Here is a 15315-nt window from a genome sequence, read left to right as displayed (position 1 = left end):
TCGGTTTCTCCCCTATCAGTCTCGGTACACGGGTTGTGGAGGTCCGGAGGCGGGCCCCAGGATGGACAGCCACCGGTTGTACATCTCCTGCCATTCTCCGGTCAGCCGGAGTCGGTCCAGAACCCCGTTGACGAAGCGCACCATGTCGTCGCGACCCTTGGGGATGCCCACGCCGTAGAACTCCGCGCCCAGACTCGGTCCGACCAGCTGCACCCACGGGTCCTGTTCGGCGAGACCGGCGAGGATGGCGTCGTCGGTGCTCACGGCGTCTGCCTGTCCCTGCTGCATCAGAACCAGGCAATCCGCCCAGGTGGTCGTCGTGACCATTCTGGCACGGGGCGCGATGGCCTGGAGGCGCCCGATCGAGGTGGTTCCGCGTGCGGCGCACACCCGCTTGTTCGCCAGCCCGGCGGGACCGTTCACCCCGGAGTTTCGTGTCGACAGAATACGTTGATATGCAACGTAATACGGTGTCGAGAAGGACACCTCCTGAAGCCGGTCGCAGGTGATGCTCATGGTCTTCACGACGATGTCCACGCTGCCGTCGACGAGGGCCTGGGTGCGGTCGGCCGAGCTGAGGACCCGGAACTCGATGGTGGCCGGGTTGCCGAAGATCGCGCGCGCCACCGCCCGGGCGATGTCGACGTCGAATCCCTGGATGTCGCCGCTGATCGGATCGCGGAAGCTGAACAGATTGCTGCCGATGTCGAGTCCGACGATGAGGCGCCCGCGTTCCTGGATCTCCGCCATCGTGCTGCCCCGCGGCATCCGATTCGGCGGTGGCAGCGGCCCCGGTCGCAGGCTCACCGTCGCGTCACAGTTCTGCGAGTTCGGGACGGGCTCGCGGGCGACCTGGCTCTCGGCGCCGGGCGGCGTCGGGTTGACGCCGAACGCGACGGGCGGGGGCGAATCCGGCGCGGGGAAGCGGAAACAGGCTGTCGTCGATGCGCAGATCGCCAGGAGCACGATGGCGGCCGTCAGCAGCCGTCTGATCGAGATGCCCGAAGCGCGCCGTGCGGTCATCGGTACTCCCGGATACGCGGGATCAGCCCGAGCACCACCGCGGCGGCGGCGAAGAGGGTGAGCATGAGGATGCCCGTGCCGGTGAATCCCAGGACGCGTTGCGCGGTGTTGATGTCGTCGCGGAACTCGAGCCGGGTGGTGGTGATGGAGTCGACGAGGGCCCGGTCGAGGTCGCGGTAGGCCTGCGCGGTGGTGAGGCGTCCGTCACCGACGGTCATCATCCGGGCTTGGGCGAAGTTGCCGTTTGCCATCTCCTGACGGACCTGCGCGTCGAGCTCGCGCCACCGGTCGAGTACGTAGTTGGCGTTGTAGAGCTGCGCGTCGGTGACGGCGCTGGAGTCGCCACGGTTGCCGTCGACCCGATCGAGGAGACGTTCGATCGCCGCGGTCGTGTCGGCGAAAGTGCGGTCGAGATCGTCCTGATCGCCGCGCCGCACCAGGGACAGCGTCTCCGCCGACCGCGCCTGCTGCGTCAGGATGCGCGCCGACGTGAGTTCCCGCAGCGGGGCCGAGCCGTCGATGCGCGCATTGTTGGTGGCCGCGACCGACATCAGTCCCGACGTCAGCAACCAGACGGTGCCGACGACCACCGCGATCAGCGCCGCGAGTACACCGATGTTGAAGCGTCGCCGGGTGCGTTTGGCGAGATAGCGGGTGGTCATCACGAGGCCGATGATCAGTGCGATGAGCGCGGCGTACACCCCCCACGGGGGCTTCGTCAGGGCGCTCTGTGGGTCGGCGATCGCCATCGAGCGGCGTTGATACAGCCGCTGGGCCGCCGGCAGGATCCGCTCCTGCATGAGCGACGACGCCTCGCCGAGGTACGCCGAACCGACCGGATTGCCGAGTCGGTTGTTGGTCCGGGCGACCTCGACGAGTCCGCTGTAGACGGGGATGCTGATGGCGAGCGTGTTGAGATCGGCGTCGATCTCGCGGTCCGCGGTACTGGCGGGCGCATCACCGACGTCCTCGGCCGAGCCCGCCGCGATGACGAGCGACGACGACGCCGTCGCCAGCGCGTCGGAGTACCGGGTCCGCAACTCCGGCGATTCCAGACCGCCGGAGATGAACGCTGAGTTCGCCGAGGCGTCGGCGATCGACAGCGAACTGTAGAGAACTTGCGATGCCTCGGCGAGCGGTTCGGTCCGGTCGATCATCAACCGCAACGTCTGCGTCCGGTTTTCCAGCGTCGTGGAGGCGTAGAACCCGGTCGCGAGGCAGGCGACGGCGAGGATCACCAGGATCAGGATCAGCTTGCCCGGGCTGGTGACCGCGTAGTGGCGCAGCGTCGTCAACGGCGACTGCGCGCGCTGCCGAGCCGACGACACCAGATCGCGACGATCGGACAGGACCTGCCGGATCGGGGGAGCTGTGGGACCGGGTCGGATCGTCCGACCGGCGCGGGTGAGCGCGGTCCGCATGGGCGAGACGTCGCCGGTCACGTCAGCTGCCTTCCGAACTCTCCATGATGCCGGCGTCACTTTCCGTTCGTGCCGGTCGCGCCGGCGTCGAGTTCACGGTTCTCCACCTTGTCTGTCGCCGCGGGCAGTGCAGATGTTTCGCCCACCGCCGGACACGGGTGCGGCGGTCCGATCATCTGCCTCAACCCTAGCTCTCACCTGCGTGCACGGCTCGGTGGGAGGGGCGTGTCCCGCGACTCGCCGAATCGGGTCACCCCGATCGACGCACACGGTGAATTCCGGGTTCGCGCACTGGTCACTGTCGAATGACTCACATACGGTGGGTGTCGTCCGGCCTCGGACTCATGTCGGGGTGCGTCACGAATTCAGGAGGCAGGGTGCGCGGAGACGGCGACGGTTGGGTGGTCGATCCGGACGGTTCACGCTACTGGGGCCGTAACGGGGCGGCAGGCCTGTTGCTGCGGGCACCGATGCCCGACGGATCCATCGCGATCCTGCTCCAACACCGGGCCGTGTGGTCCCATCAAGGCGGCACCTGGGGGCTGCCGGGCGGCGCCCGCGACTCCCACGAGAGCGCGATCGACACCGCGATCAGGGAGGCCGACGAAGAGGCCGGGATCGGTGACAGCGAACTGCGCGTGGTCGCCGCGCTGGTGACCCACCAGGCGCCGAGCGGCTGGACCTATACGACCGTGATCGCCGAGGTGGACGAGCCCGTGCACACGATCGCCAACTTCGAGTCCGCCGAACTGCGTTGGGTGCCGGAGGGCGACGTGTCGAACCTGCCGCTGCACCCCGGATTCGAGAAGGCCTGGCCCCGTCTGCAGGAGCGGATCAGCGCGCTCGACCCGCAGAGCTGAGCAGCCGATTGGCGCCGGCGATCAGGGCGTTCACGTTCGCGTCGTCGGCGGTCGGCCCGGTTCCGTAGGCCCAGCACTGGCGGTCATCGTGCTCGCACAGCAGGAACGTCATGACCATGTCGTCGACGACGTACTGATGCAGGCCGACGATCTGCACCGGCGCGCCGAGGTCATACAGCATCGAGGTCAGCGCCCCGATCGGGCCGGCCGCGGTGGCCTGCAGGGAGATGATCCGGTCGGCGAGGGCGATGGTGGCCCGGCAGGTGACCGAGTCCTGATGGTCGCGGGTCGAGGTCCACGTGCCGAGCCGGATGGCTCCGCGCGGCGCGAACTCCTCGAGGAAGTCCTGCCAGTTCAGGCCGGTCGCCTGCTCACGTAGACCGCGGGGCAGTGGGCGGCCGAATCGGTCGTGGAACGGGTCGCATCGCGACGGCTCGTATGTGCCGGGACTGGGATGACCATGACTGGGATGACCATGACTGGGATAACGCTGAATGGTGTGCATCGGATCTGAATTCTCATCGGAGATGGAGACCGACGGGCAGGCAACGCAGGCGACCCCGCAGCGGGGGGTCGGTCGAATCAGACCCCGCTGCGGCGGGTTACGAGCGCGCTCTGCTTGCACATCATGATGGCGCCAACCATAGACCTCGCCCGTTCCGGGTAGCAACCGACTTATCGGCCGAACGGGCGACGCGTGGGAGCTCAGAAGCGGCCGCGGAGTTCCGCCGCCGCTGTTGTGGCGTCCTCGGCCGCGGTGATGGCGCGGACCACCACGGCTCGTCGCGCACCGGCGGAGGTGACCGCGTCGAGGCGATCGGCGTCGATGCCTCCGATGGCGAACCAGGGTTTGTCGGTCCCGGTCGCCGCAGCCGCCGCGACCAGGTCGAGGCCGGGTGCCGACCGGCCCGGCTTCGTCGGGGTCGGCCAGCACGGTCCCACGCAGAAGTAGTCGACATCGTCGTCGTCGACAGCGTGCCGCATCTGGTCGGTGTCGTGCGTCGAGATGCCGATGGCGATCCCGTCTCCGGCCACCCGCCGGGCCATGTCGGCGGGCAGATCGCCCTGGCCGACGTGCAGGACATCTGCCCCGGCCAGCGAGGCGATGTCGGCACGATCGTTGACGGCGAGCAGCGCGCCACGGCGGTCGACCACCTCACGTATCCGCCCCAGGATCTCGAGTTCCTCTCGCGCCTCGAGCGCACCGAACGCCGCTTCCCCCGGTGAGCCCTTGTCGCGCAGCTGGACGATGTCGACCCCACCGGCCACCGCGGCGGACACGAAGTCGACCAGGTCGCCGCGCTCACGGCGGGCGTCGGTGCACAGGTACAGACGGGAGTCGGTGAGGCGCGCGATCCTCGTGGTTCGGATGTCGGTCACGATGGTCACGCTAGTGCGTCACCCCACTGCTGCCTGAGGAGCCCGCGACGAAGGAGCGTGCGTCACCACCGTTGCCTGAGGAGCCCGCGACGAAGGAGCGTGCGTCACCACCGCTGCCTGAGGAGCCCGCGACGAAGGAGCGTGCGTCACCACCGCTGCCTGAGGAGCCCGCGACGAAGGAGCGTGCGTCACCACCGCTGCCTGAGGAGCCCGCAACGAAGGAGCGTGCGTCACGAAGGCCTCCCTCGTCCGGCCGTGCGGCACGGACATGACGAAAATCTGCGTCCTCAGGCCGCTCCGAGGGGAATAGCCCCTCGGACGGCCCTCACGATGCAGATTCTGGTCACCGCTACTCTGGAGGAGTACGACACGGGAGTCCGGGGTACGCCGGGCTGAGAGTGCGGAACGACCCTCCGCTGACCGTTTGACCTGATCCGGGTAATGCCGGCGAAGGAAGGATGATCTGCGTGGCGCATGCCGACACACACCATCGAACAACCCGTGAACTCGCCGTCGTCGGCGGCGGCGTCATCGGCCTGACCTGCGCATTGGCCGCGATCGATGCCGGTTGGCGGGTCCGCGTCCACGACGCCGGGACCGATCGTCGGGCGGCCTGGGTGGCGGCGGGGATGTTGGGCTCGTTGGGAGAGGGGCACCCCGGCGAGGACGCTTTGCTGGAGTTGTCGGTGGAGTCGGTCCGCCGTTGGCCGGCCTTGCTGGCGCGGCTGGACGACCCGCAGATCCTCGCGGCCACCGACTCACTCTTCGTCGCCGCCGCGTCCGCCGACGCCGAGCACCTCAGGACCCTCGCCGACTTCGTCTGGGCGCGACAGCCTCGGGCGCACGACGATCTGCGGCCCGTCGGCCCGAGTGAGATCCGACAGCTCGAGTCGGGACTGAGCTCGCGACTGCACAGCGGCTTTCTCGCCACCGGCGAAGGCGCCGTCGACAATCGTCGGCTGCTCGGTCGCCTGCGGACGGCGATCACCGACAGCGGAGGGGACATCGTCGACGACGAGGTCACCGATCTGTCGGCCCTCGACGCCGACGAGATCGTCGTCGCCGCGGGACTGGGCAGCCGGGCGCTCGCCGCAGATCTCGGGTTGTACGCCGCCAAGGGCGAAGTGTTGCGGCTACGCCGCACCCGCTGGTCGGTGCCGTCGCCGACGCATGTGGTGCGGGCTCGCATGCACGGCCGGTCGGTGTACCTGGTGCCACGCCACGATGGTGTCGTCGTTGGCGCGACCCAGTACGAACCCTTCGACGAGACCGCGGTCGCCCCGGATGTCGGGGGCGTGACGGACCTGCTGTCCGATGCTGTGGAGCTGATGCCGGGCCTTCGGACTTACGAACTGATCGAGGCCGGCGCCGGACTGCGGCCCTGTTCCCCCGACGGTCTGCCCGTCGTCCGCCGAGTCGACGAGCGGGTCGTCGTCGCCACCGGCCACGGACGCAACGGAATCCTGTTGGCGCCGTACACCGCTGACGTGGTGACGACGCTATTGGGCAACGACCGTGCCGAGAGCGTCGCCGGCGCCGCGAATGATGGAGGAGTTCGATGATGACGATCACCGTCAACGGGGAGGCCCGGGAGATGAGTACCGACGCCTCCGTGGGGGATCTGGTGGAGGCGATGGGGTTGCCGCAGCGTGGGATCGCGATCGCCGTCGACGGCGAGGTGGTGCCCCGAGGCCGGTGGGACCGATCGCTGCACGACGGCGCCGGGATCGAGATCGTCACCGCGGTCCAGGGAGGATGACATGACGACGGACAGCACGACCGAGAACATGACGATGACCGAACGCGACACCCCACTGCGGATCGCCGAGCGCGAGTTCACCTCCCGGCTGATCATGGGCACCGGAGGTGCGGCGAATCTCGCCGTGTTGGAGCGTGCCCTGATCGCGTCCGGAACCGAGCTGACGACCGTCGCACTCCGGCGGGTCAGCCCCGATTCGCGGACCGGGATGATCGAGTTGCTGCGTCGCCTGGGCATCGTGATCCTGCCGAACACCGCCGGATGCCACACCACCGCCGAAGCGGTGCTGACCGCTCAACTGGCGCGGGAGGCCGTCGAAACCCATTGGGTCAAGCTCGAAGTGGTCTCCGACGAACGGACCTTGCTGCCGGACCCGATCGAACTGCTCGATGCCGCGCGCGCCCTGGTCGACGACGGTTTCGCCGTCCTGGCCTACACCAACGACGACCCGGTGCTCGCCGCTCGGCTACAGGACCTCGGCGTCGCGGCGGTGATGCCGCTGGGCTCGCCCATCGGCACCGGACTCGGAATCGCGAACCCGCACAACATCGAGATGATCGTCGCCGACAGCGCGGTGCCGGTGATCCTCGACGCCGGGATCGGCACCGCGAGCGACGCGGCCCTTGCGATGGAACTCGGTTGTGATGCAGTACTTCTCGCCTCGGCGGTCACCCGCGCCGACGACCCGGAACGGATGGCCGCAGCGATGCGGCATGCGGTGATCGGCGGCCGGTACGCGGCCGGCGCGGGCCGCATCCCGAAGCGCTTCTGGGCGCGGGCATCCTCGCCTGCTCGGGCCTAGGAAAGGTCGGGCCTCCTCGGATCAACCAGCACAGGTTCGTGATTGGGCGGTCTCGGTTGGGTGTCCTGTCGGCGTTCATCGAACAGGACTTCATCGAACAGGACTTCATCGAACAGGACTACGGTGCGGTGCAGTAGGGTGTCGACACAATGGGCAGCAACCTGGGGGATTTGACCTGCAATGACGACTGCTGAGTTGGCCGAGAGGCGCGTTCTGGCCACCATTGGTATCGGGCGAATCGTCTGGGGTGCCACGACCGCGCTTGCTCCGCGCACTGTCCACCAGACGCTCCTCGCGATCGAGTACCCGGGCCCAGACCAGGGGATTTGGATAAAGGCCTTCGGGATCCGCGACATTCTCCTGGGTGCCGCAGCGCTGCACCCCGACAGCACGGTTCGGCGGGCGACGCTGAGAGCTGGGATCGTGATGGACATTCTCGACGCGGGGGTGGTGGCTGCGGCGGCTCGGCGTGGACTCCCAAGGCGAGCCGCAACGATCGGAATGCTGCTCGCAGGCGGTACGGCCATGTTCGCAAGCGCCGGACCGCAGATCATCAGAAAACTCGGCTGATCAGCGGGTCCTGTCCGAGGCCAGACCGGTCAGGACACCCGGGCCGGTCGGGACACAGGGGCTGCCGGCGCGTCGTCGACGAGCTGGTGCGTGACGTCGTAAGCCGCCCGCATCCGCGCCATCTCCGCGTCGCGCACCCGGTACCCGCGACGGGAGATCCGTTGTGGTCCACCGCCGACCACCATCCGGAGGTGTCCGAGACCCGCCAGGGCCGGGCCGGCGGCCCGGATGACGTACTTGAGCCGGGTGTCCGGAATGTGCAGTGCCTCCGCATCGGTGTCGCCGAGGAACACCCTTTGCAGCCCGTGCACCAGGGTGGTCGCCACCTTTCGGCGTGCTGCGTCCGGGCCGGGAAAGGTGTTGGCCAACTCGGGAATCAGGTAGTCGTCGGTCAGTGCGACCACGAACTCGCGGTCGTGGTCATCGGGTCCCGGCGAGGTCAGCCGATACAACTCCTCGATGCGGATGTGATCGGCCGCATCGGTCGGATTCAACTCACACATACCGATCACGTGCCCGACGTAGCGCCACAGGTGATAGATCGCGTCGAGGTCGTCGTTGCTCAGCCGCACCCCGAGGCTGCGCATCGCATCGAGGGCGATGTGGCCGAACTCTGCCATGGTGAATGCCATGTACGGCTGCGGGATCGGCACGCCCCACGCCGCTTCGTCCCAGATCCCGGCCCGGTACAGGCCGCGACGCACATGCGCGTGGATCATCCGAACGCGGACGGTGTAGGCGAATCCGGCACCGTCGCGCCGCATCCCGCCCGGGGTGATGACGTGGCGCAGCCACTCACCGACCTCGACCGACCGGACCGCCGGCATCGACGCGTAGCGGCCCGTCTGCACCAGCGGTTTGCCGGCGATGCTGTTGCCCGCACCGCGCAGCAGCGACGCGGCGGCGAGCACCACGCCCAGTGCCGCGGTGTGCCGGATCAGCGCGTCGGCGGCGCGGTCAAGCCGTGCGTGATCGACCCACTCCGGCTCGTCGTCGAGGAAGGCGAACAGCTCGCGCAACGACTCGGGTGCGTGGTCGACGGCGCCGATGCCGTGTTCCAACGCGACGCGGACCGCGTCGGTCGACGACGATCCCGGAAATGTGTCGTTCACGACGGCGTCGGCGAGCTCGTCACCCCGCCACATTTCCGAGAGCCAGCGCTCGCCCACCGGCCCGTAGCGCGCGACCGCGAGGTCGGCGTTGCACAGGTCCTTCGGCATCGGCTTCATGCGAACCAGTGAAACACGAGGAATCCTCACTTACTATTCACTTTCATGGCCGGAACATCTGGGCGCGGTTCGCGACCTGCCCAACGGGCCCGTCCACAGCAGGAGCGCAGCGTTGAGATGCGCAAACGCCTCCTGTCGAGCGCCGTTGACCTGCTCGCACGTCGACCCGGTAGGCGCCCGACGACCCAGGAACTCGCCGACGACACTCACGTCAGCATCGGGACCGTCTACCGATACTTCGCCGACATCGACGCGGTCGTCGAGGAGCTGAGGGCTGCGGCGATCCGCGACATCACGACCGCATTGGCCACGGGCGTGGGACGCGCGATGGATGCCGAGCCGATGACGGCGATGGTGACCGTCGTGGAGGCGCTGACCACGTCTTTCGAGAAGCACGATCCGGTGCTTCGCGTGTCGTACTCGACGTCGGAGACCGAGTTCGGAGAGGCGTGGGCGGAGGTCGAGGGACCGCTCGTCCCCTTGGCGCGCATCCTGCCCGCGCGCCTGCGGCCCGACCTCAACCCGGCCGAACTCGACGACCTCGTCTTCATCACCATGGGTGCCACCGCGAACCTGTGTCTGCGGATCGCGCTGTTGCGGCCGGCGAACTCGGACCGTGACGCGCTGATCGCCACCGCGGCCCGCATGCTGCTCGCCGCGTTGGTTCCGGCGGACGCGACGTGAGACCGGTCAGATCATCTCGATCGGCCACACCTCGGTGCGTTCCACGCACGCATCGCGACGTTCCGACATCGATGTCCGTCGCGGATCCACCATGTAGGAGTCGAATCCGGCGGTGTCGGCGAACTCGATGATCTGGGTCTCCACGGGGTGCGACGAGTCCGACTCGACGCGGCGTGCCCGCGCGATCACCCGCCCGCCGTGCTCACCGACGAGCCGCAACACATCGTCCTCGTAGGCGTGGAGTTGCTGTTCCCGGCCCGCGACGGACCACAAGAGGACGGCGAAGGTGACCGGCACGTGTCCACGCTATCGCCGGCACGCGGTCCGCGGAGGTCAGAGCCGTAGATGCGTCTCGTCCGTACTTCCGGCCTCAGGCGTGAGGCCGGCGGCGTTGTCTGCGTCGGACCGCTCGTAACGCGCGGCCGCGGCAGCGGTGGTCGATGCGAGGCCGATCAGTGCGCGTTCGAGGACCGCGGTGTTGTCTTCGAGTCGGGTGGCGAAGTCCGCGAAGCCAACTCGCGCGTGCGTCGCCCAACCTGCACCACAGTCGCGAACAACCGAGTCCTGTGATCGCAGCTGGGGTGTGGAACTGTCTGCGGTCTGCATGACCGAACGCGACGCCGCCCACAGCACGGCGGGGTCGACTTCGAGTCCATCGCTGCTCATCAGATCCCCCTCATCCGGACGAATGCTCGGTGAACTGGCCGAATGTGCCCGACTATACTTCGGCGCGGTCGCGGCATCATGCGGCACATGGGGGTGGATATGCGCAGTCGGGGGGCCGTGATGGCCGGTGTGATGGTCGCGCTCGGCGTTGCGGTGGGAGGTTGTGGTCCGGTGAACGAGGCGACTTTCTCGGGCGAGGACTCCGCGGTTCCGCAGGAACGGGTCGATGAGCTGAACGCACAACTGCGATTGTTGCCGTCGTTGGAGGCCACGGTCGACGACTACCGTCGCATGGGAGATGCCATCGCCCGCGAGATCAGTGGGATCACGCCGACCGTTGTCTGGCGGCCGCATCCGACGGCGGGAGATGACGAGACTTCCTGCGGGGGTGAATGGTTGGCGACTGATGGTCGTCGAGTCATGCTGCAGCTCTGGATTTCCGACAGCCCCATCCCCGACAGCGACTGGCCGCAGGCACTGGAAGTCGCACGCACCGCCGCCGCCGCGAAGGACATCACCTTCCAGTCGACGAACAGGGACCGCCCGGCCGATCACGACGTCGCGTTCACGAATTCGGCGGGGGCCAAGGTGTCACTGGGTAGTGAAACAGCGGCGGTGCTCTCGATCCGTACGCCGTGCCGCCTACCGGCCGACGCAGGCTCACCAAGCGCCGTGAACCCGTGATCGGGCGACATCACCACCGCCACTCATCAGGCTCTTCTTTCGTTCGATCGGAGGTTGTCCGGCAACGTCAGAGTTTGCTTCACTGTAGCGATTCGAGTGCTGGGAAAGGACCCGTGGGGGTGGTGATGAGGCGTCGGGGGAGCCGGATTGTCTGTGTGCTGTTGGCGGTGTGTATCGCGGTCGGGGGGTGTGACGCGGTGAACGAGGCGACGTTCTCGGGCGGTGACACCGAGGTGCCGCAGGAGCGTATCGATGAACTCGACGCCGAACTCCGGGCAATGCCCTCGCTGGAGGCGACCGTCGACGAATACCGGCAGATGGGTGACTCGATCACCGAGCAGATCACGCGGATCGCACCGACTGTCGTCTGGACGCCGGACCCGCAGCACGGGGACAACCTGAACACGTGTTCCGGCGACTGGTTGCCGACCGCGGGAAGGCAGATCCAGCTCCGCCGATGGACGTCGGCCGCTCCGATCCCCGATGCCGCCTGGGGCCAAGCACTGGAGGTTGCCCGCGCTGCCGCGGCGGAGAAGGGCATCACGGTCGAGACGACGAATCGCGATCGGCCCGGGGACCACAGCGTCGCGTTCACCAACGCCGCGGGTGCAAAGGTCAACCTCGGCAGCAAGGTCGCAGCGGTGCTGTCGGTCCGTACGCCGTGCCGCCTGCCCGAGCACGGCGATTCGTCTGCCCCACCCGAGTCCTGAGCCGATTCGTCGATGGACCTCACAGCGATCGACAGATGGAACACCGCGGCCCTGGACACGATGGCCGACACCCTCGGATCGCGGGTCACCACGGTCGGAGAAGTCGAAGGTGCGCTGCGGACGGCGGCGCAACTACCTGGGTGGTTCTCCGAGGGCGGTGACAGTGCCCGCTCGCTCTACACCGTGACCGCAGACGATCTCCGCGACGAGGCTGCGGTCCTCGGTGCGGCGCAGCGTCTCGCCACCGAGACCAGCGCCGCCGTCAAACACCTCCAGGCCCGTCTGGCCGCCTTGCGGAGCGATGCCGCCGCCGAATCGATGACCATCAACCCGGACGGCAGCGTCGTGGCCGCGCCCAAGGACGGGACGGAAGAGGAGCAGGCTGCCCGCGAGTCGAAACGTCTCACTCTCGAGGCGTCCGCGAAAGCGCTGATCGCGCAGGCGGCAGACGTCGATGCCGATGCCCAGCGGGTCTTCACGCAGATCCAGGCCGGTGAGATCTCCGCCCGCGGTGCGGCGACCATGGAGGAAGCGACTCGAGCGGGCGCCGACCAGGGTGGTCTGACTCCGCTCGAACCCCCTGCGGATGCTCCGCCCCGGGAGGTGACCGCGTACTGGGAGGCGCTGACCCCGGAGCAGCAACAGCAGGTCCTGACCGATCACCCGGACTGGCTCGGCAATGTGGACGGCATACCGATGCCGGTGCGGCACACGGCGAATGTGTCGTTGCTCGACCGCGAACAGAAGCGCCTCGAGGATCGCCGCGACCGGTTGCGGCGACAGATCGACGACCACTGGTTCGACGGGACCTTCACGAACGAGGACGCCGAACTCGAGCACGTCGAGAAGAAGATCGCCGATGTCGAGAAATTGCGGCAGATCATCGACGCCGACCCGTGGAGCCCGGACAATCTGGGCGGAAAGATGCTGGTCCTGATGGACATGCAGTCGGGGGAACAGGGGAAAGCGGCGATCGCGATCGGCAATCCCGATGACGCCGACCACATCTCGGTGACCACACCCGGCGTAGACACGACCATCCACGGCAGCTTCGACTCGATGATGGGTGAGTCGGAGAACATGCGCGACGAGGTGCTCGACGAACTCCAGCGTGAGGGACGCGGTGGACAGACGGTGTCCACCATCTCCTGGCTCGGATTCGAACCGCCCGTGTCCGACGGCAGCAGGCCGCCAGGTTGGTACCTCGGCGAGGCGGCGCAGCAGGACCGTGCCTCCGACGGCGCCGACGACCTCGCCGACTTCTACCGCGGACTCGCGGCCACGTCCACGAAGGACGACCCGCACATCGTCGCGTTGGGCCATTCCTACGGTTCGGTCACCCAGGGCCTCGCGCTGCAGGAGCCTGGCGGCCATCCCGTCGACGACGCGGTTTTCTACGGTTCACCCGGCTTCGAAGCGAATGACGAGCCGGAACTCGGCCTCGAGCAGGACCACGGCTACGTCATGCAGGGCGACGACGACTGGATTCGGCACACCCAGTCGAAGGGCCCGATCGGTACCAACGGGCCGGCGCCCAACGAAACCGACCTCGTGCAACTCGACGTCGACGCCCGCACGACACCGGACGGTGTCGACCGCGAGGGTGCCTACGAGCACCCTGACTACCCACGCAATGGCGCGAACGGCGAACTGAGGGTGTCCGGGTACCTGATGGCGCGCATCATCGCCGGGCTGCCACCTGAATGACCCGACACGCCGAATGACCCGACACGCACAGACGGTCGGCGTTCTCCGTCGTTCACCCGCGATGTCTAAGGTCGAGGACGTGCTGAGAGTCGAGAACCTGACAAAGGTCTTCGGGCAGGTGCGTGCCGTCGAGGACCTCACCTTCGAGGTCCGGCCAGGGGTGGTGACCGGATTCCTCGGGCCCAACGGGGCCGGGAAATCCACGACCATGCGCATGATGCTCGGACTGGACCGTCCGACCTCGGGCATCGTCACCATCAACGGGCAGCCCTACCGTGGCCTGGACCATCCGCTGCGGCAGGTCGGCGCGCTGCTGGACGCCGGCTGGATTCACCCCAACCGCAGCGCCCGGTCCCATCTGCGCTGGATGGCGGCATCCAACGGCATCCCGAAGCGGCGGGTCGACGAGGTCCTCGAGATGGTCGGACTCTCGTCGGTGGCGTCCAAACGCGCCGGCGGATTCTCGCTGGGCATGAAGCAACGTCTCGGTCTGGCCGGCGCGATGCTCGGCGATCCGCACACCCTGCTGTTCGACGAACCGGTCAACGGGCTCGACCCCGAGGGCATCGTCTGGATCCGTGGATTCATGCGCAACCTTGCGCGCGAAGGCCGCACGGTGCTGGTCTCCAGCCACCTGCTCACCGAGATGTCGCTGACCGCCGATCACCTCGTCGTCATCGGCCAGGGACGGTTGATCGCCGACTGCTCGGTCGGGGAATTCACCAGCCGGGCATCGAGCAGCGTCCGCGTGCGCAGCCCGCAACTGCCCGAACTCCACCGCGTCCTCGCCGAGGCCGGCCTGTCGGTCAGCCCGGGAATGGCGAACGACGGGCGGCCCGTCCTGAACATCGCCGACGTCGTCACCGACCAGGTCGGCGACATCGCGGCCCATGCCGGGATCGCCCTGCACGAGTTGACCGGTGCCACCGCATCGTTGGAAGAGGTGTTCATGTCGATGACCGCGGGTGCGGTGCAGTACCAGGGCGGTGGGCCACACGGACCGGCCGGCGCGCCCACGCAGGGAGGGCCGCGATGATCGCGACCATGGATGCCGAGCGCATCAAACTGACGTCCACCCGATCCCCGTACTGGTGCGTCGCGATCGTCGCGATCCTCGCCGTCGGCCTCGCGCTGGTGACGGCGTTGAGCACCAGCGGATCGCTCGGACCCACCCCCGGACAGGCCGCATGGACCGCACTCGTCGGCCTCAACTCTTTCGGCGTGCTGGTGCTGATGATCATGGCGGTGCTGGCCGTCACCAGCGAATACCGTTTCGGGACCATCCGCACCACATTTCAGGCGGTGCCGACCCGGTCGCGGGTGCTGATCGCGAAGGCCGCGGTGTTCGGTCTGCTCGCCTTCCTGGTCACCCTCGTCCTCGCCGTCGTGGGTGTCGTGCTGGCCCGTGCGGCCGGTGGCGCCGCGACCGGCATCGACCTCGGCGATTCCGTGGTGCTCCGCCAGCTCTGGGGCACCCCGTTGTTGGCGCTGTTCTACGTGCTGATCGGTCTCGGCGTCGGCGCGATCGTCCGGCACACGGCGGGCGCGATCGTCATCGTGCTGATCTGGAATCTCGCCATCGAGGGCATCCTGTCGATCCTGCCCAGGGTCGGTGACGCCATCGCTCCGTTCCTGCCCTTCGCGAACGGCTCCCGCTTCCTCAACCCGGAGCTCGGCGGCGTCGACTACCACTGGAACGCGTATGGATCGTTGATCTACTTCGCGGTGTTCGCGATCGTCCTCTTCGCGCTCGGCATCGTCGTCACCGACCGTCGCGACGCCTGAGCGCCGCGTCGCCGGGCGGGCACCCACGGCGGTAC

General features: G+C 68.0%; 18 protein-coding genes and 1 riboswitch. Of the genes, 11 read left to right on the top strand and 7 right to left on the bottom strand.

The window, feature by feature from the left end; translation table 11 throughout:
* Positions 1 to 15: 15 nt before the first annotated feature.
* Both V1Y59_RS14970 and V1Y59_RS14965 read right to left on the bottom strand, forming a co-directional pair.
* Positions 16 to 1023, bottom strand: a complete 1008-nt coding sequence (locus tag V1Y59_RS14970) for a glutamate ABC transporter substrate-binding protein (protein ID WP_330505760.1) — start codon at positions 1021 to 1023, stop codon at positions 16 to 18.
* Positions 1020 to 2465 carry a hypothetical protein gene (locus V1Y59_RS14965; protein WP_330505759.1) on the bottom strand — a complete coding sequence of 482 codons (1446 nt, stop codon included), beginning with the start codon at positions 2463 to 2465 and terminating at the stop codon, positions 1020 to 1022. Before V1Y59_RS14965 ends, V1Y59_RS14970 begins: the two co-directional genes overlap by 4 nt.
* Positions 2466 to 2821: 356 nt before the next feature.
* Here V1Y59_RS14965 and V1Y59_RS14960 point away from each other — a divergent pair, with 356 nt between their 5' ends.
* A complete protein-coding gene (locus tag V1Y59_RS14960; RefSeq protein WP_330505758.1) occupies positions 2822 to 3304 on the top strand; it encodes an NUDIX hydrolase in 483 nt (160 codons plus the stop codon).
* Here V1Y59_RS14960 and V1Y59_RS14955 read toward each other — a convergent pair.
* Both V1Y59_RS14955 and thiE read right to left on the bottom strand, forming a co-directional pair.
* Positions 3279 to 3809, bottom strand: coding sequence for a hypothetical protein (locus tag V1Y59_RS14955; RefSeq protein WP_330505757.1), 531 nt, complete (start codon positions 3807 to 3809; stop codon positions 3279 to 3281). The genes V1Y59_RS14960 and V1Y59_RS14955 overlap by 26 nt on opposite strands.
* 200 nt (positions 3810 to 4009) lie before the next feature.
* A complete protein-coding gene (gene thiE / locus V1Y59_RS14950; RefSeq protein ID WP_431309184.1) occupies positions 4010 to 4687 on the bottom strand; it encodes a thiamine phosphate synthase in 678 nt (225 codons plus the stop codon).
* Positions 4688 to 5043: 356 nt separating this feature from the next.
* A riboswitch (TPP riboswitch) is annotated at positions 5044 to 5158 on the top strand.
* Here thiE and thiO point away from each other — a divergent pair.
* The 4 genes from thiO to V1Y59_RS14930 all read left to right on the top strand — a co-directional run bounded on the left by thiO (position 5152) and on the right by V1Y59_RS14930 (position 7815).
* Positions 5152 to 6246, top strand: a complete 1095-nt coding sequence (thiO, locus tag V1Y59_RS14945) for a glycine oxidase ThiO (protein ID WP_330505755.1) — start codon at positions 5152 to 5154, stop codon at positions 6244 to 6246. (Overlaps the previous riboswitch by 7 nt.)
* A complete protein-coding gene (gene thiS, locus V1Y59_RS14940) occupies positions 6246 to 6443 on the top strand; it encodes a sulfur carrier protein ThiS (RefSeq protein ID WP_330505886.1) in 198 nt (65 codons plus the stop codon). Before thiO ends, thiS begins: the two co-directional genes overlap by 1 nt.
* A gap of 1 nt (position 6444) precedes the next feature.
* Entirely contained in the window at positions 6445 to 7245 is an 801-nt protein-coding gene (locus V1Y59_RS14935; protein ID WP_330505754.1) for a thiazole synthase, read from the top strand.
* 180 nt (positions 7246 to 7425) lie between these two features.
* Positions 7426 to 7815 (top strand): hypothetical protein, encoded by a 390-nt coding sequence (locus V1Y59_RS14930; protein WP_330505753.1) that lies wholly within the window; start codon positions 7426 to 7428, stop codon positions 7813 to 7815.
* Positions 7816 to 7844: 29 nt separating this feature from the next.
* Here V1Y59_RS14930 and V1Y59_RS14925 read toward each other — a convergent pair whose 3' ends face one another.
* Positions 7845 to 9044, bottom strand: a complete 1200-nt coding sequence (locus V1Y59_RS14925) for an oxygenase MpaB family protein (RefSeq protein WP_330505752.1) — start codon at positions 9042 to 9044, stop codon at positions 7845 to 7847.
* Between the two features lie 117 nt (positions 9045 to 9161).
* Here V1Y59_RS14925 and V1Y59_RS14920 point away from each other — a divergent pair, with 117 nt between their 5' ends.
* The gene (locus tag V1Y59_RS14920) at positions 9162 to 9728 is read left to right on the top strand and encodes a TetR/AcrR family transcriptional regulator (RefSeq protein WP_330505751.1); all 567 of its coding nucleotides are present in this window, start codon (positions 9162 to 9164) and stop codon (positions 9726 to 9728) included.
* A 6-nt stretch (positions 9729 to 9734) separates the two neighbouring features.
* On the opposite strand, the gene V1Y59_RS14915 is transcribed toward V1Y59_RS14920, so the two are convergent.
* The gene (locus V1Y59_RS14915) at positions 9735 to 10025 is read right to left on the bottom strand and encodes a DUF1330 domain-containing protein (protein WP_330433231.1); all 291 of its coding nucleotides are present in this window, start codon (positions 10023 to 10025) and stop codon (positions 9735 to 9737) included.
* A gap of 36 nt (positions 10026 to 10061) precedes the next feature.
* Complete coding sequence (locus tag V1Y59_RS14910) at positions 10062 to 10394, bottom strand: WXG100 family type VII secretion target (RefSeq protein ID WP_330505750.1); 333 nt, start codon at positions 10392 to 10394, stop codon at positions 10062 to 10064.
* 87 nt (positions 10395 to 10481) lie between these two features.
* Here V1Y59_RS14910 and V1Y59_RS14905 point away from each other — a divergent pair, with 87 nt between their 5' ends.
* The 5 genes from V1Y59_RS14905 to V1Y59_RS14885 all read left to right on the top strand — a co-directional run bounded on the left by V1Y59_RS14905 (position 10482) and on the right by V1Y59_RS14885 (position 15280).
* Entirely contained in the window at positions 10482 to 11078 is a 597-nt protein-coding gene (locus V1Y59_RS14905; RefSeq protein WP_330505749.1) for an LppA family lipoprotein, read from the top strand.
* 197 nt (positions 11079 to 11275) lie between these two features.
* The gene (locus V1Y59_RS14900; RefSeq protein WP_330505748.1) at positions 11276 to 11788 is read left to right on the top strand and encodes an LppA family lipoprotein; all 513 of its coding nucleotides are present in this window, start codon (positions 11276 to 11278) and stop codon (positions 11786 to 11788) included.
* Positions 11789 to 11800: 12 nt separating this feature from the next.
* Positions 11801 to 13495: an alpha/beta hydrolase gene (locus tag V1Y59_RS14895; RefSeq protein WP_330505747.1), complete on the top strand. Its 1695-nt coding sequence runs from the start codon at positions 11801 to 11803 to the stop codon at positions 13493 to 13495.
* A gap of 79 nt (positions 13496 to 13574) precedes the next feature.
* A complete protein-coding gene (locus tag V1Y59_RS14890; protein WP_330505746.1) occupies positions 13575 to 14531 on the top strand; it encodes an ABC transporter ATP-binding protein in 957 nt (318 codons plus the stop codon).
* Positions 14528 to 15280, top strand: a complete 753-nt coding sequence (locus V1Y59_RS14885; protein ID WP_330505745.1) for an ABC transporter permease — start codon at positions 14528 to 14530, stop codon at positions 15278 to 15280. The genes V1Y59_RS14890 and V1Y59_RS14885 overlap by 4 nt, the downstream gene beginning before the upstream one ends.
* The last annotated feature ends 35 nt before the right edge of the window (positions 15281 to 15315 follow it).

Origin of the sequence: Gordonia prachuapensis (assembly GCF_036350515.1) — a bacterium.
Lineage (GTDB): Bacteria > Actinomycetota > Actinomycetes > Mycobacteriales > Mycobacteriaceae > Gordonia > Gordonia prachuapensis.
This window is presented reverse-complemented; position numbering and strand designations above follow the sequence as displayed.